The organism is Streptomyces sp. NPDC048441 (assembly GCF_043200235.1).
Lineage (GTDB): Bacteria > Actinomycetota > Actinomycetes > Streptomycetales > Streptomycetaceae > Streptomyces.
The window spans coordinates 48,396-74,756 of the sequence record NZ_JBICXM010000018.1; the positions used below are offsets into that span (position 1 = coordinate 48,396).

Annotated in this window: 22 protein-coding genes; 11 read left to right on the top strand and 11 right to left on the bottom strand. The window is 71.0% G+C overall.

Translation table 11 applies throughout. The features are described from left to right. Positions 1-122 precede the first annotated feature (122 nt). Complete coding sequence (locus ACGFSB_RS33370; protein WP_393407132.1) at positions 123-974, top strand: BTAD domain-containing putative transcriptional regulator; 852 nt, start codon at positions 123-125, stop codon at positions 972-974. A 126-nt stretch (positions 975-1,100) separates the two neighbouring features. On the opposite strand, the gene ACGFSB_RS33375 is transcribed toward ACGFSB_RS33370, so the two are convergent. From ACGFSB_RS33375 to ACGFSB_RS33400, 6 genes are all read right to left on the bottom strand, one after another. Beyond that, on the bottom strand, positions 1,101-2,459 hold the full coding sequence (locus ACGFSB_RS33375) for a hypothetical protein (RefSeq protein ID WP_393407135.1): 1,359 nt from the start codon (positions 2,457-2,459) through the stop codon (positions 1,101-1,103). 58 nt (positions 2,460-2,517) lie between these two features. Beyond that, entirely contained in the window at positions 2,518-3,582 is a 1,065-nt protein-coding gene (locus tag ACGFSB_RS33380) for a caspase family protein (protein ID WP_393407138.1), read from the bottom strand. 47 nt (positions 3,583-3,629) lie between these two features. Next, on the bottom strand, positions 3,630-5,135 hold the full coding sequence (locus tag ACGFSB_RS33385) for a hypothetical protein (RefSeq protein ID WP_393407141.1): 1,506 nt from the start codon (positions 5,133-5,135) through the stop codon (positions 3,630-3,632). 83 nt (positions 5,136-5,218) lie between these two features. Next, a complete protein-coding gene (locus tag ACGFSB_RS33390; protein WP_393407144.1) occupies positions 5,219-6,049 on the bottom strand; it encodes a transporter substrate-binding domain-containing protein in 831 nt (276 codons plus the stop codon). A 98-nt stretch (positions 6,050-6,147) separates the two neighbouring features. After that, complete coding sequence (locus ACGFSB_RS33395) at positions 6,148-7,713, bottom strand: M81 family metallopeptidase (RefSeq protein ID WP_393407147.1); 1,566 nt, start codon at positions 7,711-7,713, stop codon at positions 6,148-6,150. After that, positions 7,710-8,924 carry an ROK family protein gene (locus ACGFSB_RS33400; protein ID WP_393407369.1) on the bottom strand — a complete coding sequence of 405 codons (1,215 nt, stop codon included), beginning with the start codon at positions 8,922-8,924 and terminating at the stop codon, positions 7,710-7,712. The genes ACGFSB_RS33395 and ACGFSB_RS33400 overlap by 4 nt, the downstream gene beginning before the upstream one ends. Positions 8,925-9,130: 206 nt before the next feature. On the opposite strand from ACGFSB_RS33400, the gene ACGFSB_RS33405 reads away from it, so the two are divergent. The 9 genes from ACGFSB_RS33405 to ACGFSB_RS33445 all read left to right on the top strand — a co-directional run bounded on the left by ACGFSB_RS33405 (position 9,131) and on the right by ACGFSB_RS33445 (position 19,867). Continuing rightward, the gene (locus ACGFSB_RS33405) at positions 9,131-11,008 is read left to right on the top strand and encodes a peptide ABC transporter substrate-binding protein (protein ID WP_393407149.1); all 1,878 of its coding nucleotides are present in this window, start codon (positions 9,131-9,133) and stop codon (positions 11,006-11,008) included. Beyond that, on the top strand, positions 11,005-11,955 hold the full coding sequence (locus ACGFSB_RS33410; protein ID WP_393407151.1) for an ABC transporter permease: 951 nt from the start codon (positions 11,005-11,007) through the stop codon (positions 11,953-11,955). Before ACGFSB_RS33405 ends, ACGFSB_RS33410 begins: the two co-directional genes overlap by 4 nt. Continuing rightward, positions 11,952-12,866 carry an ABC transporter permease gene (locus ACGFSB_RS33415; protein WP_393407154.1) on the top strand — a complete coding sequence of 305 codons (915 nt, stop codon included), beginning with the start codon at positions 11,952-11,954 and terminating at the stop codon, positions 12,864-12,866. Before ACGFSB_RS33410 ends, ACGFSB_RS33415 begins: the two co-directional genes overlap by 4 nt. 15 nt (positions 12,867-12,881) lie before the next feature. After that, the gene (locus tag ACGFSB_RS33420) at positions 12,882-14,960 is read left to right on the top strand and encodes a dipeptide ABC transporter ATP-binding protein (protein ID WP_393407157.1); all 2,079 of its coding nucleotides are present in this window, start codon (positions 12,882-12,884) and stop codon (positions 14,958-14,960) included. Continuing rightward, positions 14,957-15,862, top strand: coding sequence for a homocysteine S-methyltransferase (gene mmuM / locus ACGFSB_RS33425; protein ID WP_393407160.1), 906 nt, complete (start codon positions 14,957-14,959; stop codon positions 15,860-15,862). Before ACGFSB_RS33420 ends, mmuM begins: the two co-directional genes overlap by 4 nt. Before the next feature lie 131 nt (positions 15,863-15,993). Continuing rightward, positions 15,994-17,085: a WD40/YVTN/BNR-like repeat-containing protein gene (locus ACGFSB_RS33430; protein WP_393407162.1), complete on the top strand. Its 1,092-nt coding sequence runs from the start codon at positions 15,994-15,996 to the stop codon at positions 17,083-17,085. A 33-nt stretch (positions 17,086-17,118) separates the two neighbouring features. Continuing rightward, entirely contained in the window at positions 17,119-17,796 is a 678-nt protein-coding gene (locus tag ACGFSB_RS33435; RefSeq protein WP_393407164.1) for a uracil-DNA glycosylase, read from the top strand. Continuing rightward, complete coding sequence (locus tag ACGFSB_RS33440; RefSeq protein ID WP_393407167.1) at positions 17,793-18,791, top strand: N-acetylglucosamine kinase; 999 nt, start codon at positions 17,793-17,795, stop codon at positions 18,789-18,791. Before ACGFSB_RS33435 ends, ACGFSB_RS33440 begins: the two co-directional genes overlap by 4 nt. A 131-nt stretch (positions 18,792-18,922) precedes the next feature. Continuing rightward, the gene (locus tag ACGFSB_RS33445) at positions 18,923-19,867 is read left to right on the top strand and encodes a sirohydrochlorin chelatase (RefSeq protein WP_393407169.1); all 945 of its coding nucleotides are present in this window, start codon (positions 18,923-18,925) and stop codon (positions 19,865-19,867) included. A gap of 89 nt (positions 19,868-19,956) precedes the next feature. Here ACGFSB_RS33445 and ACGFSB_RS33450 read toward each other — a convergent pair whose 3' ends face one another. The 3 genes from ACGFSB_RS33450 to ACGFSB_RS33460 form a co-directional block, all read right to left on the bottom strand. After that, positions 19,957-21,012 (bottom strand): lactonase family protein, encoded by a 1,056-nt coding sequence (locus ACGFSB_RS33450; protein ID WP_393407171.1) that lies wholly within the window; start codon positions 21,010-21,012, stop codon positions 19,957-19,959. 73 nt (positions 21,013-21,085) lie between these two features. After that, a complete protein-coding gene (locus ACGFSB_RS33455) occupies positions 21,086-22,261 on the bottom strand; it encodes a nitric oxide synthase oxygenase (RefSeq protein WP_393407372.1) in 1,176 nt (391 codons plus the stop codon). A gap of 326 nt (positions 22,262-22,587) precedes the next feature. After that, positions 22,588-23,004 (bottom strand): ATP-binding protein, encoded by a 417-nt coding sequence (locus tag ACGFSB_RS33460; RefSeq protein WP_393407174.1) that lies wholly within the window; start codon positions 23,002-23,004, stop codon positions 22,588-22,590. Between the two features lie 223 nt (positions 23,005-23,227). Between ACGFSB_RS33460 and ACGFSB_RS33465 the strand changes: the two genes are divergently transcribed. Further along, positions 23,228-24,088, top strand: a complete 861-nt coding sequence (locus ACGFSB_RS33465) for an RNA polymerase sigma factor SigF (RefSeq protein ID WP_393407176.1) — start codon at positions 23,228-23,230, stop codon at positions 24,086-24,088. Positions 24,089-24,220: 132 nt separating this feature from the next. On the opposite strand, the gene ACGFSB_RS33470 is transcribed toward ACGFSB_RS33465, so the two are convergent. After that, a complete protein-coding gene (locus tag ACGFSB_RS33470) occupies positions 24,221-25,711 on the bottom strand; it encodes an FUSC family protein (protein ID WP_393407177.1) in 1,491 nt (496 codons plus the stop codon). A 207-nt stretch (positions 25,712-25,918) separates the two neighbouring features. Continuing rightward, positions 25,919-26,314, bottom strand: a complete 396-nt coding sequence (locus tag ACGFSB_RS33475; protein ID WP_393407179.1) for an STAS domain-containing protein — start codon at positions 26,312-26,314, stop codon at positions 25,919-25,921. Positions 26,315-26,361 lie beyond the last annotated feature (47 nt).

Here is a 26,361-nt window from a genome sequence, read left to right on the forward strand (position 1 = left end):
CCCCTGGCCGGACCCCCGCACACCGGGGTTATCCCTGGGCGGTTCCCTGAGGCACCCCAGCCGGTGCCCGGCGTAAGTTCTTGCCAGGTCAGGGGACGGGCCGCACAACTGGGGGTGCACAGATGGCTGTCACGGAATGTCCGGCGGTATGCGACGACGCGCCACCGGCCCTGCGTCTGCGGTTGCTCGGGGGGTTCCACCTCAGCCGCGGCGAGGGCGACGGCGGCAGTCATGTCGACGTGTCCGCCAGTGGGCAGCAGTTGCTCGCCCTGCTCGGCCTCCGCGGCCCCGCCACCCGCTCGATGCTCGCCGGGACGCTGTGGCCGGACGTCACGGAGGAGCGGGCGCGGGCCTGCCTCCGTACCGCCATCTGGCGCCTGAACGGCGCGGGTTCGGCCATCTGCGACACCCGGACCGGGGCGCTCGGCTTAAGCGGGTACGTCCGGCTGGACATCCAGGACTTCACCGTCACCGCACACCACATACTCGCGACCTCGGCAGAGGGGACCGGGGCCGCGTGCGCCTCACTCATGGGGATGGGTGAGCTACTGCCCGGCTGGTACCAGGACTGGGTGGTGTTCGAGCGTGAGCGGCTGCACCAGCTGCGGCTGCACGCGCTCGAAGCGCTGTCGGCGGGGCTCGTCGTGCGGGAGCAGTATGCTCCCGCGCTCGATGCCGCGCTGGAGAGCACCCGCGTCGACCCGCTGCGCGAGAGCGCGCACCGGGCCGTCGTGACGGTGCACCTCGCCGAGAACAATCTCGCGGAGGCGGTACGCCATTTCAAGGCGTTCCGCGGCCTGCTCCGCACGGAGCTCGGCATCGAACCCTCGGAGCAGTTCTGCACGATGGTGCGGCACGCGCTGACGCGCGCCGGCCTGCCTGTCCGCGCGCGCTCGGGGGTGCACGGGCCGCAGGTCGTCGTCCCATCCGCCCCTGCCGGCCGTGTTGGGGGACGCGGCCGGCAGGCCCCGTGACGTTCCGCCACGCTCGGGCACGGGGGTGTCGAGCGCGGCGGAACGCCATGAGGACGGGGAAACAGCGGCGGCCGGGAGGGAACACCTCCCGGCCGCCGCTGCCGCACGCCCCCTGCGGGCGCCGCCTCACTCCCCCTGTGGGCTCCTGAGTTCCTCGATGGCCTGGTCCACCGCCTTGTGCGGCAGACCGGTCCTGCGGCACAGGTCCTTCGGTTCCATGCTGCTCAGTACGTCGTCGACGCTCTTGTCCTCGACGCTCGCGATCTCCCTCACATAGCGCTTGACCCGGTCGGCCGGATCGGCTGCCGCCGCCCGGGATGATCGCCTCGTACCGCCCGCGTCCCCCGCCTCCCCCGCGGCCCGCGGGACGGGGCCGCCGCGGGCCGCGCCCTGCCGCCTCTCCTGCTCGAGCCAGGTGGTCCAGACGCCGCGCCCGACGAGGTGCGCCGCCGCGCTCTCCGCCACCGAACCGTCCTGGAGGATCCCGTGGTCGGCCGCGTCCGCCCTGACCAGGAGGCGGCAGGAGGCGGCGAGCATGGGCGGCGACGTGACGGGCGGCACCGGCTCGTCGAGCAGGGTGCACAGCGCGGCGATGTCCGGATGGAAGGGCGCGTAGGGGACGAGATGCTCCAGGATGCTGCCGATCCGCTCCAGATCCGGGGCCGGGTGCAGCAGCAGGGCGTGGACGCCGATGGTGCCGACGAAGGGATTGACGCTCCCGGAGACGCTCCTGGAGTCGAAAAGCCGCAGCAGCTGCCGCGTCGAGACGAGGTCGATCCCCTGCCGAAGACCCGAGAGCGCGGCTTCCATGGCGAGGTCGTGCGTGCGGTCCGTCGGCTGCCAGCCGACGCCCTGGCGGACCATCTGGATCGAGGCGAACTGCGGCTGCGGGCCCTGCGGTCCGTTGCTCACGAACACCAGGGTGGTCCACCCGTCGAGGACGTGCAGTGCCTGCGCGAGCGGCAATCCGTCGGCGGGCTGCCTGCGCAGCCTCAACCGGTAGCCGCCGGGCGGCAGTTGGCAGCTCCAGGCGGACCACTCCTGGCCACCGGCCGGCTCCCAGCCGCCAGCGCCGCCGTCCACGGCCGCACCGGTCCCGTCGGCGATCTCCAGGGCGAACGGGTCGAGCTGCCAGCCCCGGCGCAGATTGCGGATCAGGACCATCAGGGTCGGCGGGCCTTCGCCGTGCGTCGACCGGGTGCTCCAGCGCGTGGCGGCCTCGCGATGGTCTTCGCGGGTCGTGGGCGTGCCTTCGACGGGGGTGGGCGTGGGCATACGGGGCAGTGCGAGCCGTTCCGTGAACGCCTCGGTGCCGACCTCGACCAGCCGGCTCTCCACCTCACCGCCGAACCGCTGCTCTATGCGGTAGATGCCGGGCGGCAGCGTGGTGTCGATGGTGCCCATCGCGTGGGCCACCTCGCGGAACGCGGAGTCCGTGACGGTGACAAGGACCGAATGGGTGTCCGGTATGACGACGAACGGCACCCGCTCCGCCGCGTCCTCTCGTGAGCGTCGCCCCTCTCCTCGTGAGCGTCGCCCCTCTTCAAAGCTGGACACCATTCCCACCGCCCGTCACTACCTCGAAGAATCCGCCGTCCCTGAAATCCGCCGCGTTCACACTCTCCGGAGTGGCGCGGTACAACCCGGGCTTGAGCTTCTCGACGCTCTCCCCCGCGTCGATGTGCAGCCTGAGCGGCACCCCGCCGGGATTGCCGCCCCGCAGCTGCACCCAGCCGCGGAACCCGTCGGGGAACCGCAGCGTCACGGGGAACATGCCTGTCTCCAGACCCCGCGCGAAGACCATGGGCGCGCTGGTGCCCCTGATGAACCTCGCCTCCTGGGGGATCAGTCCCTGCGTACGGTCCACGACGTGCCGTACGACGTAGTCGGCGAGGCTGTCGGATGTGACCGTGCCCTCGGGTGTCGCGCCCGCCCCTCGAAGACCTTCGAGGACCGCGGTGGTGAAGTGCCCGCGTGCCAGGTCGGGGTCGGGGTTCTGCTCCTCGTACGCCGGGTCGCCGAGCGAGGTGGCGAACCCGACGAGACAGTCGACTTCCTCGGGCGCCTCTGTGGTGTCGGTGAAGGGCGGCCCGAACGCGGCCACGCCGCCGAAGCGGGTACGGCAGCAGTCGGCGAAGAAGACCACCTCGTGGAACGGGGAGGCCGACTCGTACCAGTTCAGGTACTGGCGTACGGCGATGTGATTGCCCAGCAGGTCCATCGCGGCGTTGGCCATGAGCAGCGCGGCGTCACCGCCGAACGGCGCGATCCCGTGCCCCGCGAGGAAGACATAGAGGCGGGTGCGGCGCCATGCCGTGAGCTGTTCCCCCTCGGGCCGGTCCGCGACCGCGTGCCTGACCGCGCGCAGCGAGTGGTAGAGCGCGTGGTTGACGTTCTCCCTGGTCGGTACGGCGCTCATGACGTCGGCGGTGAGCTCGTCCTCCTTGGTGGCGGTCACGAGCCGGACGTTGGCCTCCGGCACGGCTCCGCCCGCGGGATCGACGAGCCACTCGCGGAACCGGCCCGCGTCGCCCCGCGCCCCTTGCAGGTCGACGATGGCCGGGTATCGGTTGATGCCGACGACCACGGCGTAGTGCAGGTCGTTCATCGTGCTCTCCCCCTCTGTCGGTCCACGCGCCGTCAGTCATCGCGCCGTCAGTCGGCGAGCATGTCGGCCACGCTGGCGAGGACCTGCGGGTCGTCGTCGAACGCGGTGTGGCTGCGGGCCCCCGCGCGCAGTCCGGGGCCGCCGTCGCCGGGCGACCACACGGTGCGTGCGGGGTCCGCCCGCAGGAAGCCGCGCAGATCCTCGGAGTCGGGCCCGACGGCTGCCGCGTCGAGGTACCAGTGCTGCATGCCCGCGATCGGCGTGACGGCGGACTGGTTCTCCGGACCGCGCTCAAGGACTCCGGAGATGAAGTAGAGCAGCGACCTGGGGTAGAGGAACGACAGAAGGTGGTCGGCCTGCTCCGCCTGGTCGGACATGGTGAACATCCGGAACCGGTCGAAGAGTTCGGCCTGGCGGCGCACGACGGGCACGAGCTTGTTCACCGTGCAGGCGGGCGCGAGGAGCACCACGTCACGGATCCGGAAGTCCTGAGGCAGGGGATCGTCGTCCGCGTCGCGCCTGCACGCGAGGTCGTCGAGGAGGTTGCTGATGAAGACGGCCCCCGCGCTGTGGCCGACGACGGTCACCTCGGGGCGGGTGCCCGTGGCGAGCAGCTCGGCGAACCGGTCGAGGAAGTAGCGTCCCGCGCGGACCTCGTTGTCGGCCGCGGCGGTGAAGGTCTCGTCGGTCTGCCGCTTCATGGCGTCCCAGATGGCCGCCCCCACATTGGCGAGGTAGAACTCGCGGAGGATCTCCTCGACGACTGTCGGATAGAGCCCGTGGTCGGTGCGCTGCCGGTAGCGGCCGACGACGGCGCCCACGACACGCACGGTCTTGCGCACCAGGAGCGCCGTGCTGACCAGCGCGCGATCACCTTGGCCACCGGACCTGGCGGCCAGCTCGGCCACCACGTCCGGTGACATCAGTGTGGCCGCCGCGGCACGCCCCCCGATGACGTCTCGCGCCGCGGCGGCCGGCTCTGTGGTCGGCGGGAGCGCCGAGTTCACGATCTCCCGGGTGCGCTCGGCCAGTTCGGTGTCCGCCGCGAGCCCGGTGGCGATCTGCTGCTGCTCGGACTCGCTCAGCGGCAGCACGTCCGGCGGGGCGGTCAGCCGCGCGTACGGCTCCAACCCGTCCCGTACCTGGGCGAGTTCGGCACCGACAGCCCTCGAGGTAGGGGTGGTCACCACCCCGAGGGCCCGCTGACCGGGCTGCTTGAACACGACGCCGGTGGCATACCGGGTGACCCTGTTCAGGAGCGTACGGAAGACGCTCTCGTTCAGGATCTGCGGGAGGTTGCCCCGCAAGGTATCGAGCAGGCCGCTGCTCCACACGAAGAAGACGGGATCGGCACCGGCCGCCTCGTACAGCGGCATGAGCCGCTCGGCGGTGGCGAACCCCAGCGTGTCGTCGATGAGTCCGCCGTGGAAGTGCAGCACGACGCGCGGGCGGTCCTTGAGACGGGCCACGAGCTCGTCGATGTCCGCGGTGGTGGTCGAGGCGAGCCGACCACCCTGCCGGCTGTGGATGCACCGCTCACGGAAGGAAGCCATGCCCAGGAAGGTAGGACGGCCCCGCCGCCTCGGCCTCCGGGACCAGCTCAGGGATAACCCTGACTAGGAAGGACCAGGAACCACTAGGAATCCGAGGTGGCGCCCATCCACTCCGCCTCGTACGCCGCGTACGTCCCGTCGTGCGTCGCCAGATGCGTGAACTGGTCGACGTACTCCTTGAACTGCTCGTCCCCGCGCGGCAGGGCGTACGCCTTCTCGGAGAAGGTGAACGGCTTCTCGGGGTGCAGGGAGCAGAGTTCGGGGTGGATCTTGGACTGGTAGCGGGTCTCACTGGCGTCCGTCATCATCACGTCCGCGCGGCCCTCGATGATCTCCTGGAAGATCGTGGTGTTCTCCGGGTGCTCCTTGATGGTGGCCTGCTTGATGTTGGCGCGGGCGAACTGCTCGTTCGTGCCACCGGGATTGACGATCACGGTGGTGCCCGGCTTGTCGATGTCCTTGAGCGTGCCGTCGCCGAACTTGTCCTTGTCCGCGCAGCGCACGATCGGCGTCTTGCCGTCCTCGCGGGTCGGCTCGCTGAAGTAGACCTGGCGGGCGCGCGGCAGGGTGATGGAGACGCCGCCCACCGCGATGTCGCAGCGGCCCGCCGCGACGTCCTTGGTCAGGTTCGCCCACGTGGTGGCGACGTACGAGGGCTTGGCATCGAGGCTCTTGGCGAGGTCCTCCGCCATCTTGATGTCCACTCCGCTGTACGTTCCTTCGGCGGGGTCCAGGTGGGTGAACGGGCGGTAGTCGCCCGTCGTGCACACCTTCAGTACGCCCGCCTTCGGCACGGAGTCCAGCAGGCTGCCGTGGTGGCGGTCCTTGCCGCGCCCCGTGTCTGGCGACGCGGGTGCGGCAGCGGTGACAGCAAGGAGACAGACCAGGGCGGACAGGGTGACGGCACGCTTCACGGGGGCTCCTCCGGACGGGTTCGCGACTCGAAGGGATCACCTTCGCAGAACCGTTCTGGCAGGTGAAGCCCCTTCTCATCAGGCGATCACCGGGCTCATCAGGCGAGCGGCGCCAGCTGAGCCGCGGTCAGATCGGGGCCCGCACCGGTGTCGTACGCGCCCTCGTCGAACGGGTAGAGCGGGCGCTCCACCCGGTGGTGGCCGAGCCGCGGCAGGTCCTGGTCGACACCGCCCGGGGTGAGGGCGAGCAGCCAGTCGGCGGCCATGTCATAGAGCTCGGGCTCCAGGTAGCCGATCTTCACGACCACCAGGTCGAAGGTGCGCGGGTCGATGCCGAGGCCGCCGTCCGCCGGGCCCATGAAGTCCGCGAGAGTGTGGAAGGGTTTGCGGCGCTCGACCAGGATCACGGTCACGCCGCCGGTCCGCACCGCCGCCATGTCGACACCCCGGTCGTACGCGCCGCCCTCCGCCCGGTCCTTCTGCTCAGCGGCGCGCTGCAACGCCACGACGGTGCCGGTGAGTTCGTACGGACCGCCGTGGTTCGCGTCGACCTTGCCGCCCACGCTCAGGGTGACATCGGCGCCCACTCCGGCGTCGAAGCAGCGGGCGACGGCGACTGGGTCGGTGATGCCGGGGTGGACCGCGGTGACCTTCCCGGAGCGGATCTCCTCGTTCTCCAGGAGCTTGCCCAGCATGTACGCCAGGTCGCCCGCGCCGCCCGCCGTGGGGTTGTCGCCGGAGTCGCTGATCAGGAAGGGGCGCTTCGTCGAGGCCACCGCCTGCTCGACGCACTCCTCGGCGCCGCCGGTCGGGCCGACGAAAACGAAGTCGCGGCGCGCGTCCCAGTAGCGGTGTGCGAGCTTCTCGGCCTCGGCCGCGGCCAGTTCGGCGTCGTCCCCGGTGACGACGATCGCGGCCTTGCAGCGCGGCTCGTCCGCCCAGGCGTAGCCGACCCACAGCGCGGCGTCGAGGATGCCGGGCAGCTTCTCGATGTCGGCGAGCGAGGCGTACAGGGACTTGGCGGGCTCCAGGCGGGTGCTGGTCTTCTCGCCGGGCAGCAGGACCGGCACCTGCACCCAGGCGCGGTGCGGCCGGGTGCCCTCGCGCAGGCAGCGTACGAGATTGCGCGCGGCGCGCTCGCGGGTCTCCCAGGCGTCCTCGTGCGGGGCGAGGCGGTGGGCCGTGAGCAGGTCGATCGGCTCGGCGAACCGGCGCGAGACGTTGCCGTGCAGGTCCATGCCGGTGGAGATCATCGGGCGGCCGCCGTCGGGGGTGCCGACGGCGTCGAGGGCGGCACGGACCGCCTCCGTCAGATCGGCTTCGGCGTCGGTCAGGCCGATGACGCTCATCGCGCCGTGGATGTCGTAGACCAGGCCGTCCAGGGGGCCCGCTTCCCTTATGCGCGTGACCAGTTCGTCCTTCAGGAGCAGATACGACTCCGCCTCCACGGGACCGCCGGGCAGCGACGTCGCGTGGAGCAGCGGCACCCACTCGACCGTGTAGGCGAGATCCGATTCCGGCCGGGTCCAGGTATAGCGGTCCAGGAGATCCTGGCCGCGGGTCTGGCGGAAGTCGTCCGTGGTGGAACGGTGCGGGCAGAAGGTGGAGGACTCGATGCCGATGCCGCCGATGCCGATGCGGAGGCGACGCTGGTTCGTGGTCATGCGGGGGCGCTCTCTTCCTGGGATGCCGGGTCCTGGGGTGCCGGTGTGGTCGGGAGGTTCTGGCGCAGGGCGGTGAGTCCCGCGCCGAGGAGGCCCGCGTCGCGGCCTGTCACGGTGGTGGTGATCTCCAGGTCCGCGGTGGCCAGGGGCAGGCAGCGCTCGTACAGGACACCGCGTACGGCGGCGACGAGCGGTTCGGCGGTGGCGAGGACGCCACCGAGGGCCACGGCCTGCGGGTTGAAGAAGTTCACGACGACGGACAGGACCGTGCCGATGTGCCGTCCCGCCGTACGGACGAGGGTGGTGGCCTGCGGGTCGCCGTCCGCGACGAGGCGCAGGAGTTCGTTGGTGTCCGCCACCTCGACGCCCTGCTGTGCGAGTTCGCGGATGAGGGCCGCGCCGCTCGCCACGGTCTCCAGGCAGCCGATGTTCCCGCAGCTGCACGGGCGGTCGCCCGCCGCCTCGATGCGTACGTGACTGATGTCGCCCGCGGAGCCGTTGGCACCGTCGTGCGGTCGCCCCGCCACGATGACACCGCTGCCGATGCCGCGGCCCGCCTTGACGACCACCAGGTGGTCGAGTCCGGGGCGTGCGGTGCGGTGCTCGCCGACGGCCATCATCGTGGCGTCGTTGTCGACGGTGACGGGGATGCCGAGGCGTTCGGCGAGGACGTCACGCAACGGATAGCGGTGCCAGCCGGGCATCCGGGACGGGCTCAGGACGCGGCCCTCGGCGGGCTGGACGGGGCCGGGGAAGGCGACGCCGAGCGCGCGGACGGTGCGGCCCGCCGCGCGCTGGCGGGCGCCGGCTTCGGCGAACTGTTCGCAGAGCCAGTCGACGGCGGACTCCGGCCCCGCGGTGATGTCGTGCGGCAGATCGACGGCGTCCAGGACGGTGCCGCCGAGGTCGACGACTCCGATGCGGGCGTGGTGGCTGCCGAGGTCGGCGGCGAGCGCGACACCGCCCTGTGTGTGGACGCGCAGGAGCCGGGGGCGCCGGCCGCCGCGTGATGCTCCCTCGCCGGATTCGGTGAGCACACCGGCGGTGACGAGTTCCTGCACGCGCAGCGAGACGGTGGAGGGGGCGAGCCCCAACTCCCGTACGAGATCGGCCCGGGAGGATGCGGCGCCCGACGAGACCAGTTGCAGGATGTGCTGCGCCGACCCCGGTTCGCCGTGTGGTGTTCCGGCGCCGTGTGGTGTTCCGGCCATGGCGCCCCCAGTTGCTTCGATCAGTTCGTTCGACATCGAGACGAACACTAAGGCCCATCAAAGCAAGATGGCCAGACCTCCCCGAGTTTGTCACTTCTTGCCGAACGAAGCTCTTGACTTGTTTTTGTCGTCGGTTCTAGCGTTCAGGCGCCGCCCGTCGATCCCCGGCACGGTCCGGCTCTCGCAATCCTTGGAGGCCCTTCGCCATGCATTCACGGCGATCACGTCCCCGCGCGCGGCGCCGCGCACTCATAGCCACGGCGGCGGCCGTCGCCGCGCTCGCGCTCACGGCGGTGACCGGCTGCACGCAGGAGGGCGGCCGTGTCGACATGGGGCCCACCGGCGGCACCCCGGTGGAGGGCGGCTCCGTGACGATGGCGCTGCCGCCCGCCGCGACACCGAACTGGATCTTCCCGATCGGCCCGCCCGGCTACGGCGCCTCGTACAACTACGGGATCCAGTCGCTGCTCTTCATGCCCGTGTACGGCGCCGTGCAGGACAAGGACAAGGCGGCCCTGACCACCCAGGGCCCGAGCACCCTCGGCCTGAAGCCGAAGTTCAGCGACGGCAACAAGGTCGTGACCGTGCCGCTGCGCGAGGGCGTTCAGTGGTCCGACGAGAAACCGGTCACCGCACGTGACGTGGAGTTCTGGTTCAACCTCCTCAAGGCCAACAAGAAGGACTGGGGCAACTACTCGGCCGGCGCGATGCCCGACAACATCAAGCGCCTGGAAACCGTCGACGACCACACCGTGCGCCTGCATCTGAGCCGCGCGTACAACCCCGACTGGTTCACCGCCAACCAGCTCACGCTGATGCGGGCCCTCCCCCAGCACGCCTGGGACGCCAAGACCGAGGGCGGGAAGGTCGGCGACTGGGACCGTACGAAGGAAGGCGCCAAGACCGTCTTCGGGCGCCTCACCCGGCACGCCAAGAGCCTCGGGTCGTACGGCTCCGACCCGCTCTGGAAGACGGTCAACGGGCCGTGGAAGCTGGCGGGCTGGCGCGACAGCGGCCAGGTCACCATCGTGCCGAACGAGAAGTACACCGGGCCGAAATCACAGCGTCCGCACCTCGACAAGGTCGTCTTCAAGCCCTTCACCACGGCCGACTCCGAGTACAACGTCCTGCGCTCCGGAGGCGTCGACTACGGCTACATCCCGCCGTCGGTGATGGCGCAGAAGGAGAAGTTCGAGGAGAAGGGCTACCGCGTCGATCCGTGGGAGGGCTGGGCGGCGACGTACATCGTCTACAACTTCAACTCCACGCAAGCGGGCCCGATGATGGACCAGCTCTACATCAGGCAGGCGATGCAGCACCTCGTCGACCAGAAGGCGATGGGCGACGTCATCTGGCAGGGCAGCGCGACACCCACGCTCGGCCCGGTACCGGTGACGCCGAAGAGCCAGTACCTGTCCAAGTCGATGGAGAAGAACCGGTACCCCTTCGATGTGAAGCAGGCTCAGCGGCTCCTCGCCGCGCACGGCTGGCAGACGCAGGACGGCACCGCACGCTGCGTACGCCCAGGAACGGGCTCCGACGAATGCGGCAAGGGCATCGCGCGCGGCACCCCGCTCGAACTCACCCTGCTCTCCCAGTCAGGATCCACCGAGACGACGAACATGATGCAGGAGCTCAAGTCCTCGCTCTCCAAGGCCGGGATCGACCTCACCGTGCGCCAGCAGCCGCTGAACTCGGTGCTCGGCAACTCCGTGCCCTGCAAGGCGAAGGACCCCGGCTGCGACTGGGACATGTCGTTCTTCGGGACGGCCGGCAGTTGGTACTACCCGCTCAACCCCAGCGGTGAGCAGCTCTTCTCCACCGGCGCCTCCGCCAACTTCGGCAATTACAGCGACAAGAAGGCCGACCGGATCATCCGAGGCGTGCAGTACTCGCCTGACATGAAGGCGATGCACGCGTACGGCGAGTACCTCGCCGAGCAGCTTCCGGTGATGTGGATGCCCAACCCTGCCTACCAAGTCTCCGTGATCCGCAATGACTTGCGCGGCATCAGCCAGAACCCGACGGTCACCTTCGCACCGCAGGACTGGTACTACGTCAAGAAGAAGGGAGCCGACAAGTGACCGGCTTTCTGGTCAAGCGCTTCCTTCAGGCGCTCGTCGTGCTGTTCCTCGTCTCGATCATCGTGTTCACGCTGCTCCATCTGCTGCCGGGCGGCCCCGCGCGCGCCATCCTCGGCCCGAAGGGCACGCCGCAGCAGATCGACCAGTTCAACCACCAGCAGGGTTACGACCGTTCGCTGCCCGCGCAGTACGTGATGTATCTGAAGCGGCTCTTCACGGGCGACCTCGGCGACTCCTTCAAGCTGAACTCGCCGGTCTTCGAGCTGCTCAAGCAGCGGCTGCCGAAGACCCTGCTCCTGACGGTGCTCTCCACCGCGCTCGCGGTGGTCATCGCGGTCCCGCTCGGCCTTCTCCAGGCCGTGCGGCGCGGCAAGGCATCGGACTACGCACTGACGGGTCTGGCCTTCCTCCTCTACGCGACGCCGGTGTTCTTCCTCGGCCTCATCATGATCATCCTGTTCGCGCAGGTGATGCCGATCTTCCCGGCGGAGGCACCGCAGGGCGAGAGCATCGGTGAACTCCTCGGCGACTTCACGGGGTTGGTGCTCCCGGTGGTCACTATGGCCTTCGGCATCGTGGCGATGTTCAGCCGCTACATGCGCTCGGCGGTCCTGGACAACCTCACCGAGGAATACGTCCGTACGGCGATGGCCAAGGGCCAGTCGAGCCGCCGGATCATGGTCCGCCATGTCCTGCGCAACGCCCTGATCCCCCTCGCCACCCTGCTCGGCCTGTATCTGCCGACGCTGTTCAGCGGCGCGCTCGTCGTCGAGTCGATGTTCAACTACCCCGGCATGGGGCTGCTGTTCTGGAATGCCGCGCAGGGCTCCGACTTCCCGGTGCTTCTCGGCGTGACGCTCGTCGTCGGTGTCGCCACCGTCATCGGCTCGCTGCTCACCGACATCCTGTACGCCGTCCTCGACCCCCGGATACGGAGCGTGGCATGAGTACCGCGACCGCAGACGTCACCCCCGAGGCAGCTCCGGGGCACGAAGAGGCGGCACAGGCCACGCCCTCGCTCGCCCGGCGCACGCTCCAGGTCTTCACCGGCAACAAGCTCGCCCTGACGGGCGTGGTGGTCCTGGTCCTCCTGCTGGCCTTCAGCTACCTCGGTCCGCTGCTCCACTCCACCGAGCAGGTACACACCGACCTCACCCAGGCGAACCTCGCTCCGGGCAGCTCCGGCCATCTCCTCGGCACCACCGACCTCGGCTACGACATGATCGGGCGGCTGATGGTCGCCGGGCAGACGTCGCTCGAGATCGGCCTGGCCGCAGGCCTGTTGGCGACCTTGTTCGGGACCGTGTACGGCGCGGTCGCGGGATATTTCGGCGGCTGGGTGGACGCGGCGATGATGCGCGTCACCGACGCCGCACTCGCGATCCCCGCGATGTTCCTGCTCGTCGTGGTCGCCGCGATCATCACGCCCAGCAAGGGCGTCCTCATCGTCATCATCGCGTCGGTCGCCTGGCTCTCCCCAGCCCGCCTGGTGCGCGGCGAAGCGCTCTCGCTGCGCGACCGCGAGTACGTCCAGGCGATGCGGATGATGGGCGGCGGCGGCGCACGGGCCGTGTTCAAGCACATCGTGCCCAACGCGATCGGGACGGTCATCGTCAACTGCACCTTCCAGATCGCCGACGCCATCCTCTACGTCAGCTATCTGGCCTTCCTCGGCCTGAGCATTCCTCCGCCGTCGGCCGACTGGGGCTCCATGCTGTCGGCCGGGATCACCTACACACAGAACGGCTACTGGTGGCTGATCTTCCCGCCGGGCATCGCGATCGTCCTGGTCGTCGCCGCGTTCAACTTCATCGGTGACGGGCTGCGGGACGCGTTCGAAGTACGGCTGCGGAAGTAAAGGGATACCTCGGAGATGACCTCGATGACCTCGGACTCGATGACCTCAGAGACGGCCGGGCCACTGCTCAAGATCGAAGATCTGCGCGTCGACATCGCCTCGCGCGAGCGCGTCGTCCACGCCCTCGACGGCGTCTCACTCGAACTCGCCCCGGGCGAAGCCCTCGGCATCGTCGGCGAGTCGGGCTGCGGCAAGACGATGACCGCGCTCAGCATCCTCGGCCTGCTGCCGCCGGGCGGTGAAGTCACCGGCGGGCGCGTCCTGTTCGACGGCCGTGACCTGGCCACCGCCACCGCGCCGGTGCTCCAGGACGTACGGGGCAACACCATCGGCATGGTCTTCCAGGACCCGCTGACCTCGTTGAACCCGACGATGACGATCGGCACACAGGTGGCCGAGCCGCTGATCCTGCACCGCCCCGACCTGAGCAGGAAGGAGGCGTGGGCGCAGGCCCAGGAGATGCTGCGCCTGGTCGGGATGCCGCAGCCCGCCGAGCGCATGAAGGCGTATCCCCACCAGCTGTCCGGCGGTATGCGCCAGCGCGTGGCGATCGCCATGGCCCTGGTCTGCGAGCCGAAGCTGTTGATCGCCGACGAGCCGACGACCGCACTCGACGTGACGACACAGCACCAGATCCTGGAGCTGATCGACGGTCTGCGCGAGCGGCTCGGCATGGCGATGATCCTCGTCACGCACGACCTGGGCGTCATCGCCAACCGGGTCGACCGGGTCGCGGTGATGTACGCGGGCAGGATCGCCGAACAGGCGGACGTACGCGGCCTGTTCGCGCGCCCGCGACACCGCTACACGGAGGCTCTCTTCGCCTCGCTCCCCGAGCGGGCAGCCGACAGCGGCACCGAACTCCACACGATCCCGGGCCTTCCGCCGAACCTGGCGGTGCGTCCGACGGGATGCCGGTTCGCGCCGCGCTGCACCTTCGCGACGGACGAGTGCCGTACGGAGGAGCCACTGCTCGCCGACGATGAAGTCCGGGGCGGGGAGCACCGGTTCGCGTGCTTCCATCCGGTGCCGGACGAGGCGTCGGACGACGAGGTCGTGACCCCGGCGGTCCTGCCGGCGCCGCGCTCCCCCGGTGACGTGCTCCTCGAACTCGACTCCCTGGTCAAGGAGTTCCCCCTCAAGGGCGGGGCGTTCTCGCGCAGCCGGGGCACGGTGAGCGCGGTCGGCGGGGTGTCCCTGGAGATCCGCAAGGGCGAGACGTTCGGCATGGTCGGCGAGTCCGGGTGCGGCAAGACGACGCTCGGCCGGATCGTGGCGGGCCTGGAGGAGCCGACAGCGGGACGGATACGCTTCGACGGCCACGACCCGGCGGAGATGTCGCGGGCCGAGCGGCGGGCACACCGGCGGCGCGTGCAGCTGATGTTCCAGGACTCCACGGCCGCGATGGACCCCCGGATGCGGGTCGGCGAGATCCTGCGGGAGCCTCTCGTCATCCAGGGAGTCGGCAGCCGCGCCGACCAGGAGAAGCTGATCGGCGAACTCCTGGACGCGGTCGGCCTGCCGCGCGGAGCCGTGCACCGCTACCCGCACGAGTTCTCCGGCGGTCAGCGTCAACGCCTCGGATTGGCGCGGGCGTTGACGCTCTCCCCCGACCTGGTGGTGGCGGACGAGCCGGTCTCCGCGCTCGACGTGTCCGTCCAGGCGCAGATCCTGAACCTGATGCGGGAGCTGCAACGCGAACGCGGCCTGACGTACCTCTTCATCTCGCACGACCTGGCGGTGGTACGCCATCTCGCGGACACCGTGGGGGTGATGTACCTGGGCAAGCTGGTGGAGTCGGGGCCTGCCGAGCAGGTGTACGCGCACCCCCTGCATCCCTACACGCGGGGCCTCCTCGACACGGTGAACCTGCCGGACCCGGAGGCGGCTTCCGACGTTGACCGCACTCCTCTCGAGGGCGAGACACCGTCGGCGGCGAAGCCCCCGTCGGGCTGCCGCTTCCGTACTCGGTGCCCGGCGGCCCAGGAGGTGTGCGCCACCACGGAGCCGCCGGTGAGCACCCCGAACAGCGCGGGACACCAGGTCGCGTGCCACTTCCCGCTGCCCGCTCCTCGGCTAGCGTCGGCAGTGTGAAACTCGCGGATGCCCTGACCCGCCGCCCGCTCGTGCTCGACGGCGGCCTCTCCAACCAGCTGGAGGCCGCCGGGCACGACCTGAGTGATGCCCTGTGGTCGGCGAGGCTGCTCGCCGATGAGCCCGAGGCCATCGCGGCGGCGCATCGGGCGTACTACGAAGCGGGCGCCGACATCGCCACCACGGCCAGCTACCAGGCGACGTTCGAGGGCTTCGCGAAGCAGGGCGTGGACGCGGTGAGCGCCGCTGAACTACTGCGCCTGAGCGTGGAGTTGGCGAGGGAGGCGGGAGCCGGTGCGGGCCGGGAGGTGTGGGTGGCCGCGTCGGCGGGTCCCTACGGCGCGATGCTGGCGGACGGCTCCGAGTACCGGGGCGGGTACGGCCTGACGGTGGCCGAGCTCGAGCGCTTCCACCGCCCGCGCCTCGAGGTCCTCGCCGACGCGGCACCCGACGTCCTCGCCCTGGAGACCGTCCCTGACACCGACGAGGCACGGGCATTGTTGCGTGCGGTGCGCGGCCTCGGGGTGCCCGCGTGGCTCTCGTACACCGTCTCCGGTGGCTACACGCGCGCGGGGCAGCCCCTGACGGAGGCCTTCGCCCTGGCGGCCGACGCCGAGGAGATCCTCGCGGTCGGCGTCAACTGCTGCGATCCCCAGGACGCGGACGCGGCGGTGCGCCTTGCCGCGCGGATCACGGGGAAGCCGGTGGTGGCGTACCCGAACAGCGGCGAGACGTGGGACGCGGGCGCACGGATGTGGCGGGGCCCGGCCCACTTCAGCGCGGGCCGGGTCGTCGGTTGGCGGGACGCCGGGGCGCGGCTGATCGGCGGGTGCTGCCGGGTGGGGCCGGAAACGATCACGCGGGTGGCCGCGGAGCTGTCCGGAACCGACCGGCCGGAGTAGGGCCTTAAGGGTGCGCGACACTCCATCACCCCGGTCCCGACCTGCGAGAACACCCTGTCCGAGGGTGACTGTCAGTGCCTGGGTGCAGACTGAGCCGTACCTGAGACAACGACGTCGCGGAGGTGGCCACCATGGCCGACATGATCCTGACCGTAGGCACCCGCAAAGGCCTCTTCATCGGCCGCAGGCGCAGCGGCTCCAGCACCTGGCAGTTCGACGACCATCCGTACTTCAACGCTCAGGCCATCTACTCGGTGGCGATCGACGCGCGCGGCGAAACCCCCCGACTGCTCGTCGGCGGCGACAGTTCGCACTTCGGCCCGTCCGTCTTCCACTCGGACGACCTCGGAAGGACCTGGACGGAGCCCGCCAAGGCGGCCGTCAAGTTCCCCAAGGACACCGAGGCCTCCCTCGAGCGGGTCTGGCAACTGCACCCCGCGGCAGCCGAACCGGACGTGGTGTACGCGGGCACGGAACCGGCCGCCCTGTACAAATCAGTGGACCGCGGCGAGACCTTCGACCTCGTACGCCCCCTCTGGGAGCACCCCTCCCGCGCCCAGTGGGTGCCGGGAGGCGGCGGTGAAGGCCTGCACACCGTGCTGACCGACCCGCGCGATCCGAACGCGGTGACGGTCGCCGTCTCCACCGCCGGAGTCTTCCGCACCCTGGACGGCGGCAAGAGCTGGTCCCCGTCGAACAGGGGCGTCTCCGCGGTCTTCCTGCCGGATCCGAACCCCGAGTTCGGCCAGTGCGTGCACAAGGTCGCGAGGGACGCCGTCGATCCGGACCGCCTGTATCTGCAGAACCACTGGGGTGTGTACCGAAGCGACGACGCGGGCGCGCACTGGACGGACATCGGAGAAGGCCTCCCCTCCGACTTCGGCTTCTCCGTCGTGGCCCACCCGCACCGCGCGGACACCGCCTACGTCTTCCCGATCACCGCGGACATGGACCGTGTCCCCGCCGACCACCGATGTCGCGTCTACCGCACGTCCGACGCGGGCAAGAGCTGGGAACCCCTGAGCACGGGCCTCCCGGCCGCCGACCACTACGGCACGGTGCTGCGCGACGCGATGTGCAGCGACGACCAGGACCCGGCGGGCATCTACTTCGGCAATCGCAACGGCGAGGTGTTCGCGTCGGCGGACGACGGCGACAACTGGCGGGAGTTGGCGTCCCACCTCCCCGACGTACTGTGCGTCAGGGCGGCGGCCATTGGTTGATCGACGCCCCCGTTACGGCAGTAGGGTGACGCCGTGGCACAGCGACCCTTGCATGAAATCGTCGAAGCGGGCTGGGCGAAGGCCCTCGAACCCGTCGCCGGGAAGATCACCGAGATGGGCGGCTTCCTGCGCGCGGAGATCGCCGCGGGACGCACCTACCTCCCGTCCGGGCCGAACGTCCTGCGCGCGTTCCAACAGCCCTTCGACGAGGTGCGAGTGCTGATCGTCGGCCAGGATCCCTACCCCACCCCGGGGCACGCGGTGGGGCTTTCGTTCTCGGTCGCGCCCGAGGTGCGCCCGCTGCCCGGCAGCCTCATCAACATCTACCGCGAGCTCGGCTCCGACCTGGGCGTCGCACCACCGTCCAACGGCGACCTGACGCCCTGGACCCGGCAGGGCGTCCTGCTGCTCAACAAGGCGCTCACCACGGCCCCGGGGCGTCCCGCCGCGCACCGGGGCAAGGGCTGGGAGGAGGTCACCGAGCAGGCCATCCGGGCGCTGGCCGCGCGCGGGCGCCCCCTCGTCTCCATCCTGTGGGGGCGTGACGCCCGCAATCTGCGGCCACTGCTCGGCGCGCTGCCGTCCGTCGAGTCCTCGCACCCGTCGCCCATGTCGGCGGACCGCGGCTTCTTCGGCTCGCGCCCGTTCAGCCGGGCCAATGACCTCCTCGTCCAGCAGGGCGGACAGCCGGTGGACTGGCGGCTTCCGTGACGGACACCTCCTGGGTCCTCGGGGTCGACTCGGGCGGCTCCGGGATGCGGGTCGCCCTCGGCGGGCCTGAGCAGTCCGGCCGCCCCGCCCCGGTGAGCTCGAAAGAAGCGGTGCGCACCGGTGCGCGCGGCATCGACGCCGGGCACTTCGTCGAGCAACTGGTGCCGATGGCCGAGGAGTTGCTGGAGAAGGCGGGTGGCGGGCGGATCACCGCTGTCGCCATCGGCGCCGCCGGCATGGCGACCCTCGGCGACGACCTGCGCGCGGAGCTGCCCGCCGCGCTCCGGCAGACCTTGGGCGCAGGGCACCTCGCGCTCGCCGCGGACGCCGTCACCGCGTACGCGGGCGCGCTCGGCGACCGTCCTGGTGCGGTCGTCGCCGCAGGCACCGGCATGATCGCGATCGGCACGGACCTGACCGCCTGGCACCGCGCCGACGGCTGGGGGCATCTGCTCGGCGACTGCGGCGGCGGCGCGTGGATCGGCCGGGCGGGGCTCGATGCGGCGATGCGGGCGTTCGACGGCAGGCGCGGTGGTTCGAAGGCGCTGCTCGCCCGTGCCGAGGAGTTGTTCGGCCCCGTGTCCGGGCTGCCGGGGCAGCTCTATCCCCGGACGGACCGGCCCGCGATGCTCGCCTCGTTCGCCCCCGAAGTGGCCCGCTGCGCCCCTGACGACCCGGTGTCCGACGCGATCCTGCGGGATGCCGCCCGGCACATCGCCGAAGCCGCCGCCGCCGTCTGCCCCGCGCCCGACGCGGTGGGCCGGGGCGAGCGGCCCGAAGTGGCGCTGACGGGAGGCCTGTTCAAGATGGGCGAGGCGCTACTGCGTCCCGTACAGGCGGGGCTTGCGGGCTGTCTGCGGCATGTGCGCGTGGTCGAGGCCGCGGGTGACCCGCTGGACGGCGCTCTGCGCATGGCCGCCGATGTCGCCATGAACCGACTGCGGCTGCCGCTCGACCCACACATGCTCACCGTGCACACGGAGTGCGACAGTTGACCACCCCGTACGACCGCTCCGCAATACGACAGTTGACCTTTACGTAACTCATAAGACAAAAGCGGACTTATACCGCCCACCTGTACCCTCCCCGAACAGCGAAGCCCCCGAAACCAGTAACATGCGGCGCCATGAGCTCCCCCACTGGGCCCGCATCAGGCCTGCCCGTACGAATGCCGCGACCCCGCCAGCCGGGACGGCACCGTCGCCCGGAGCCCGTGGCGGCTCCTGAGGACGCGCCCGCGCTCGTTCTCGCCGTACCGGGCGTACCCACCACCGCGACGCGCAGCCTCGCCGAAGAGGTCGTGAGCATCGCCCGCTCCGAGCTGCCGGGCCTCGACGCCCGCATCGGATACCTCGACGGGACCGAGGACGCCACGACCGCGTCGTTCCCCGAGTTCCCCTCGCTGCACTCCGTCCTCGCGCATGCCGCCGCCGAGCGCACCGCGCGCCACGAGCAGGCGCGCGCCGCGGGTTCGGACGCCGTCGAGCCCGACGGCCCCGTCGCCGTCGTCGTGCCCCTCCTCGCGGGCCCCGACAACGCGCTGATGCGGCGCGTGCGTCAGGCCGTGATGGACAGCCGTGCCCCCGCCGAGCTGACGGACGTCCTCGGCCCGCACCCGCTGCTCGCCGAGGCACTGCACGTGCGCCTGTCGGAGGCCGGTCTGGCCCGTGCCGACCGCGCCCGCCTGTTCACGGTGGCGACCGCGGCGGACGGCATCATCCTCGCCACGGTCGGCGGCGAGGAGGCCGTGCAGGCCGCCGGGATCACCGGCATGTTGCTCGCCGCCCGCCTCGCGGTGCCGGTGATGGCCGCCGCGCTCGACCAGGAGGGCGCCATCGCGGCGACCGCCGAGGAGCTGCGCGGCTCCGGTGCCACGCAGCTGGCGCTCGCCCCGTACCTGATCGGCCCCGAGATCGCCCCGGGCCTCCTCGACCTGGCCGTCAAGGAGGCGGGCTGCTCCGTCGCCGAGCCGCTCGGCCCGTACCCGGCGATCGGCAAGCTCGCCCTCTCCAAGTACACGGCGGCGCTCGGCATCGCCCCGCAGCAGCCGTCGGGCGCGCCGGTCCACTGACCGCGACGCGCGGGCAGATCTGATGCCGTTACGCCGATGGGCCCGCCCCCTGATGCAGGGGGCGGGCCCATCGGCGTACGGGCGGATGCTCAGTCGAAGATCACGCAGGAGGCGGCAGGAGCCGCGACCGAGCCCGCACGGCGCGGGATGCCCGTCCCCGGGTCGATCGCGAACCAGGTCACGTCGCCGGACCGCTCATTGGCCGCGTACAGGAACCGTCCCGACGCGTCGACGGCCAGGTCACGCGGCCAGTGGCCGCCGCACGGCACGGTGGCCGCGAGCCTCGGCCGCAGCCCGTCCTCGTCGAGTGCGAGCACCGAGATGACGTCCTGGCCCCGGGTCGCCGTCCACAGGAACCGGCCGTCGGGCGCGACGACGATCTGGGAGGGGAAGGCCTCGCCGTCGCCGTCCGTGGGGCCCGGCAGGACGGCCGCCTCGCCGACCGGCCTGAGGGTGCCGTCCGCGGCGTCCCAGGTGCAGATCGTGACGGTGGGGGCCAGCTCGTTCAGGACGTACGCGCGGTCGCCGCGAGGGTGGAACGCGAGATGCCGCGGACCGGATCCCGGCCGCAGCGCGACCTCGCGGTGCGGCAGGAGCTCGCCCTCCGCCGTGAGCTCGCAGACGCGTACGGAGTCGGTGCCGAGGTCGACGCTCACCACCCAGTCACCGCTCGGGTCGGGAAGCACCTGGTGGGCGTGCGGTCCCTGCTGGCGCTGCGGGTGGGGTCCCGTGCCGGAGTGCGGCAGGACGCCGGAGGGGGCGGGGGCGAGGCTGCCGTCGGGGCGCAGGGGTACGGCGGTGACGCTGCCGGAGCCGTAGTTGGCGGTGAGGACGTGACCGTCGTGCACGGCGATGTGTGTGGGCGCGGCCCCGCCGACCGGCACCGGCGCCCCCGCCTGCTCGGGCTTGTCGCCCTTCAGGTGGTACGCGGCGACGGCGCCCGCGGAGGTCTCGCTCACGGCGTAGAGCGTGTCGCCCGCGGGTGAGAGCGCGAGGTACGAGGGGTCGGGGACGGTGTCCGTGGCGCCGAGAACGGTCAGCGCACCGCTGTCCGCGTCGACGGCCGCGGTGAGGATTCCGGCCCCGCCCGCCGCGGTGAAGGACCCGATGTACGCCCGCTGTCTGTCGCCCTGTCTGCCGACCACTGCGTTCCCCTCTCGACTCTCGACCGAACGCCGTGTCCGGGAGGCGCTCGTGCGGCAGACGCTAGCAGGCGGTCTAGACCAAGGCGTCGCCACTTTCGCCACTTTCGCCACTTTCGCCACTTTCGCCGCGCGTCCTGGCAAGGGCCTCCGGGTGGTGGACGTAGGCGGGGTGCCGCTCCACGGTGTCGTACGTGCGGTGGAAGACGGGCGTCGCGCTGCCGGACAGCGGCGGCACGATCCAGGACCAGTCGGCGCCGACGGTCCTGCCCTTGCTCTCCTCGCGGCCCAGGTGGGTCAGGAAGCGCCGGGACTCGGTGTGGTGGTCGGTCATGGTGACGCCGGCCCGGTCGAACGAGTGGAGCACCGCCCGGTTGAGCTCGACGAGGGCGCGGTCCTTCCAGAGGGAACGGTCGCTGCGGGTGTCGAGCCCGAGCCGCTCCGCGACGCGCGGAAGGAGGTCGTAGCGGTCGCTGTCGGCGAGGTTGCGAGCACCGATCTCGGTGCCCATGTACCAGCCGTTGAAGGGCGCGGCGGGGTAGCAGACGCCCCCGATCTCCAGGCACATGCAGGCCAGCGCGGGCACGGCGTGCCATCGCAGGCCGAGCTCCGCCCACCAGGCGTGATCGGGGTGCTCGATCGGCACTTCGAGCACGGCGTCGGGCGGCAGCCTGAACCACCTGGGCTTGTCGTCGGACCCCTGGATCACCAGGGGCAGTACGTCGAAGGGGCTCCCGGGGCCGCCCGGCCAGCCGAGGCGGCGGGCAAGGGCGGTGATGCCGACGTTGTGCGGGTCGCCGACGACGCCTCCGCCGGGGCGCTGGTATCCGGCGTACCTGATGAGCTGCTCGTTCCAGATGCGGGGCCCTGGACGGCCGGGCGCGTCGGGGGCGAAGACGGTGATGAGGGGCCTGATCCTGCCCCCTTCACCGACGGCCTCCCGCAGGTGCGCTGCCGACGCGGCGGCGATGTCCTCCGCGGCGGTCAGCTCCCTGCGGTCCAGGACGTGCAGCGAGCGCCAGTAGAGGCGCCCGATGCAGCGTGCGGCGTTGCGCCAGGCGAGCCGGGCGCCGAAGACGAGCTCGTCGTGGGTGTGGCGGTACGTCCCCGTCTCCGCGATCTCGGTGAACACCTGGGCGATCCGTGGGGCGGGGTCACCGCGGCGGGCCTCGCCGTGGTGGAGGCGGACGAATTCGGCGGCGGCGCGGCGCAGGTCAGGCCCTGAAAGGGGCGCGTCCGTGGGGCGCGGCATCGTCGGTGAGGCGCCGCCGTCCTCGTGACCTGCCGCGCGCTCCGGGCACTCGGGGTCGGCTGCACGCCGGTGCGCGTCAGCGGGGTCAGCGACCGGGCAGCGGTCCGGTGCGCTCCCCCGTGTACCGCGGTCCGCGGGACCGTCGTATCCGGCCCTGCGCAGGAAATTCCGCATGGTGCACCCCCAAGCGGCTCCGGGGCACGAACCGCTCCCGCACGGCCCGCGCGTCTGTTAGCCGCGGAGTTACCCCTCGGACGGGGTGATCCACCCTGTATGTGCCCGGTGAACATGCCTCAGACGCGGCAGATGTGTCCCCGCGGCGTTCCCTAGCGGGGCAGGACCGCCCGGATGGTCTTGCCGTCGGGTCCGCTGGTCACGGTGACCGCCCGAGCGAGGTGCTGGACCATGGGCCAGCCGAATCCGCCCGTACCACCGGCGAGGTCGGGCGCCCGTTCGCGCGGCGGTCTGGGGTCGGCGTCGCCGACCATGACGGCGACGCCGTCCGGCTCGGCCTCCAGCCGCAGGGAGCACGACGTCCCCCGTGCGTGCCGTATGGCGTTGGTGACGAGTTCGGACACGGCGAGTTCGACGCTCGCGGCGTCCTGGGGGTCCACGGCCGGGCGCAACCCGTCCAGGAAGGCACGGGTGAAGTCCCTTGCGCGGGCGACGGCTTCCGGCCGCTTGGCGAAGAGCGCGCGGTCCGGCGATCCGGTGTCCCGTCGCGTCTGGTGGTGCGTCCGCATTACCCCTCCTCATGTGTGGTCATGTGTGGTGACCATGTCCGGGTCATGTGGTGTGACCGTGTCCGAGATTGCACACTTGCCCGCCGATGCGCACCCTGTAACGCCCTGACACATAACGGATCTTGATACACGGCGGGGCGCATGAAGCACGGGCTCGCGGGTACGTGCGCTTCACCGGCCGGTCGGGGGACGACGGAGGGTCGGCGGACAGGGAGGGAAAACCATGACAGCTGCCACCGGGACGCTCACGGACACTGGCACGGACACCGGCATCGCGGAACTGCCGGAGATCGCCTCCCCGCAGGAGGTCGGGCCGAAGGACGCCCGCGACCTGTCGATGCTGTTCTTCACCAGGCTCGCCACGCTGGAGGAAGGCACCGCCGACTACCAGTACGCCCGCAACACCCTCGTCGAGATGAACATGTCGCTCGTCCGCTATGCCGCCGGACGGTTTCGCCACCGCGGCGGCGACGAGATGCAGGACATCGTCCAGGTCGGCACGATCGGCCTGATCAAGGCCATCAACCGCTTCGAGCTGTCCCGCGAGGTCCAGTTCGCCACGTTCGCCGTGCCCTACATCGTCGGTGAGATCAAGCGGTTCTTCCGCGACACCTCCTGGGCCGTGCACGTTCCGCGCCGCCTCCAGGAGGCCCGCGTCGAACTCGCCAAGGCCACCGACGAACTCAGCACCCGCCTCGGACGCTCCCCCAGGATCAGCGAACTGGCCGAGCTGATGGACCTCACCGAGGACGAGGTCATCGAGGCCCGCACGGCTGCCAACGGCTACCACTCCAGCTCTCTGGACGCCACCCTCCACAACGAGCGCGACGACGGCGAAGCGGCCCTCGCGGACTTCATCGGCGAGGAGGATCCCGCCATGGAGCGCGTGGAGGACTTCCACGCACTCGCCCCGCTGCTCGCCGAACTCGGCGAGCGCGACCGGCACATCCTCCGGCTGCGGTTCGTCGACGAGCTCACGCAGTCGCAGATCGGCGCACGGCTCGGCGTCTCCCAGATGCATGTCTCCCGGCTCCTGTCCCGCACCCTGGCGCGCCTGCGCGAGGGAATGCTCGCCACGCGCTGACCCTCGGTCGAGCCCATCAGCCGGCAGTGGTCGGCTTCTTGGTGAAGCTACGCGGGCTTGGCGAGATAGTCGCTGATCGAGTCACCTGGGCGTAACGGAAGTTCGTGTACCACGCGAGGGCCACCTCATGCGTCAGCGATATGCGGGAACTCGCAGGGGTACGGCGAGTTCGGCGAGGGCGTTCTCCAGGCCGTGCAGATGGGCCAGGGCCGGCTCGACCGTGGACGTCTGCGGCAGGGCTACGGAGCCGCGCGCCGGGCCGTGCACCCGCTTCGGTGACGTCAGCGCCTCCACCGCGGCCTCCACCCGCCAGCAGGAGGCGGTGAGGCGGTCGTCGTGCGAGGCCTCGGGGTCGGCGGCGATGGAGGCGAGGCCGCGTACTTCGCGGGCGCAGTCGTCGAGCAGTGCGAGCACCCGGCGCGCCCGCTCCTTGCGGGCCCGCAGCGGGCTCAAGGGGTGGACGAGCGGGGCGAGCGAGAGCCGCACCCTGCCGAGGAGCAGCTCGAGCTCGGAGACGTGCGGCGCCGGGTCGGCCGTGCCGCCCGCGATGCGCGCCGCGGCCTGGGCGGTGCAGGTGTGCACGCACCGCAGCGCACGCTCGATCCAGGCGTTCGTGGTGGCGTGGGTGGTGACCGGCAGGATGAGGAGCACCGCGATGACGGCGCCGAGCGCACCCACGCCGGTCTCGGCCACGCGCAGGGCGAGAAGCCCCGGGTTGAGGACGCCGAGCAGGCCGTAGAGGAGCCCGGCCATGACGGTCACCGCGAGCATCATCCAGGTGTAGGAGACCGCGGCCGTGTAGAAGATCCCGAAGACGCTGACGGCGACGAGGAGCGCCGTGGGGACGGGCGCCCCGTGCAGGGGCACAGCGATGACGAGGCCGACGGCGATGCCGATCACCGTGCCGAGGACCCGCCGGAAGCTGCGCACCAGGGTCTCACCGCTCGACGCGGTGTTCACGAAGACCCACCAGGTCGCGCCCACGGCCCAGTACCACCGCTGGTCGGAAAGGAGCTGCCCCATGGCGAGCGCGAAGGCGCCGCCCGCGGCTGCCTGGATGGCCTGCCGTGTCGTCGTACGGGCCAGACCGCGGTCGCCCGGCGGGGCGGGTACGACGACAGGGGGCAGCCGACGTTCGTAGCACCACAGGCCGAACCGCACGGCCGACGATGCGCACAGCGAGAGCAGGACGGCGGCGAACAGCTCGGGCAGCTGGCCCGGCACCGTATGCAGGAACTGCGAAGCGAAGAAGGTCATGAAGCCGAACACGCCGAGCGAGTGCCCGCGCGGCCCCCACCGGCGTGCGTACACCCCCGCCCCCATGACCGCGAGGAAGGCCGCGTCACGGGCCACGGGGTAGTCGTGGAGCACCGCGGCGAGGGCGAGCACCGGCAGGCCGACGACGGGCAGCAGGGCGGTGGTGACCACCTGGCCCCGCACGGTCGGGTCGCTCACGGTGAAGAGCGCGAGAAGTGCGGCGAGCCCACCCGTGATGGCCGCGGCGAGCGAGTGCCCCGCGAGGCCGCACAGGGCCACCGCGAGACCGATGCCGAGGACGGCCCGACTGGCGAAGCGCAGACGCGCCCGCCCGGGATCCGGAGCCACGAACATCCCCTTCAGCACAGCTTCCCGCCCCTTCGACGTCCCCACATGAAAAAGGCGCCGCAGAAGTCCGCAGCGCCATCGACAGGAACATCAGAGCATCAATGAGCCCTATGGCTCAACACGAACTCGAATGACAGGACCATTGGCACAGCACACCGGCGAGAATCGACACCAATGGGAGACCAACGGACCACTGCGAACAGCCCGTCAGTCGCCTGAAGGGCCCTAGGGCCCCCGGGGCGGCCACTGGGGACGGTGGTCGGCCGGCACGGCGAGCAGGGCCTGGCCGACCGTGCGGTACGCGGGGAGCAGTTCCGTGCTGCCCGTCAGCGTCAGCAGCTCCGACAGCCTCCGTCCCGCCCCCGCGAGGAGCAGACTGCCCTCGCGGCGGGCAAGGAGCCAGCGCACGGCGAGCAGGCAGTTGAGCCCTCGCGAGTCGCAGAACACCAGCGCCGTCACGTCAAGGACCAGATGCCGGTGTCCTGCCTCGACCGAAGCGCCGAGCGTACGCAGGAAGAACTCCTCACAGGTCTGGTCGAGTTCGCCGCTGACCCGCAGCACCGCGGAGTCGGAGCAACTCGCGAGCTCGGTGATGGTCACGCGATGGGTCTCAGTAGACATCGCACCCCCGGGCACCATCCTACCGAGATCGACTCGGCAGCTTGTCG

Bases quoted from the DNA above. Each gene is read 5' to 3' on its own strand.
- ACGFSB_RS33400 (WP_393407369.1), bottom strand. From the start codon at position 8,924: ATGGCCGGAACACCACACGGCGCCGGAACACCACACGGCGAACCGGGG.
- ACGFSB_RS33370 (WP_393407132.1), top strand. From the start codon at position 123: ATGGCTGTCACGGAATGTCCGGCGGTATGCGACGACGCGCCACCGGCC.
- ACGFSB_RS33475 (WP_393407179.1), bottom strand. From the start codon at position 26,314: ATGTCTACTGAGACCCATCGCGTGACCATCACCGAGCTCGCGAGTTGC.
- ACGFSB_RS33420 (WP_393407157.1), top strand. From the start codon at position 12,882: ATGACCTCGATGACCTCGGACTCGATGACCTCAGAGACGGCCGGGCCA.
- ACGFSB_RS33395 (WP_393407147.1), bottom strand. From the start codon at position 7,713: ATGACCACGAACCAGCGTCGCCTCCGCATCGGCATCGGCGGCATCGGC.
- ACGFSB_RS33385 (WP_393407141.1), bottom strand. From the start codon at position 5,135: ATGGCTTCCTTCCGTGAGCGGTGCATCCACAGCCGGCAGGGTGGTCGG.
- ACGFSB_RS33465 (WP_393407176.1), top strand. From the start codon at position 23,228: ATGACAGCTGCCACCGGGACGCTCACGGACACTGGCACGGACACCGGC.
- ACGFSB_RS33460 (WP_393407174.1), bottom strand. From the start codon at position 23,004: ATGCGGACGCACCACCAGACGCGACGGGACACCGGATCGCCGGACCGC.
- ACGFSB_RS33430 (WP_393407162.1), top strand. From the start codon at position 15,994: ATGGCCGACATGATCCTGACCGTAGGCACCCGCAAAGGCCTCTTCATC.
- ACGFSB_RS33380 (WP_393407138.1), bottom strand. From the start codon at position 3,582: ATGAACGACCTGCACTACGCCGTGGTCGTCGGCATCAACCGATACCCG.
- ACGFSB_RS33445 (WP_393407169.1), top strand. From the start codon at position 18,923: ATGAGCTCCCCCACTGGGCCCGCATCAGGCCTGCCCGTACGAATGCCG.
- ACGFSB_RS33455 (WP_393407372.1), bottom strand. From the start codon at position 22,261: ATGCCGCGCCCCACGGACGCGCCCCTTTCAGGGCCTGACCTGCGCCGC.
- ACGFSB_RS33415 (WP_393407154.1), top strand. From the start codon at position 11,952: ATGAGTACCGCGACCGCAGACGTCACCCCCGAGGCAGCTCCGGGGCAC.
- ACGFSB_RS33405 (WP_393407149.1), top strand. From the start codon at position 9,131: ATGCATTCACGGCGATCACGTCCCCGCGCGCGGCGCCGCGCACTCATA.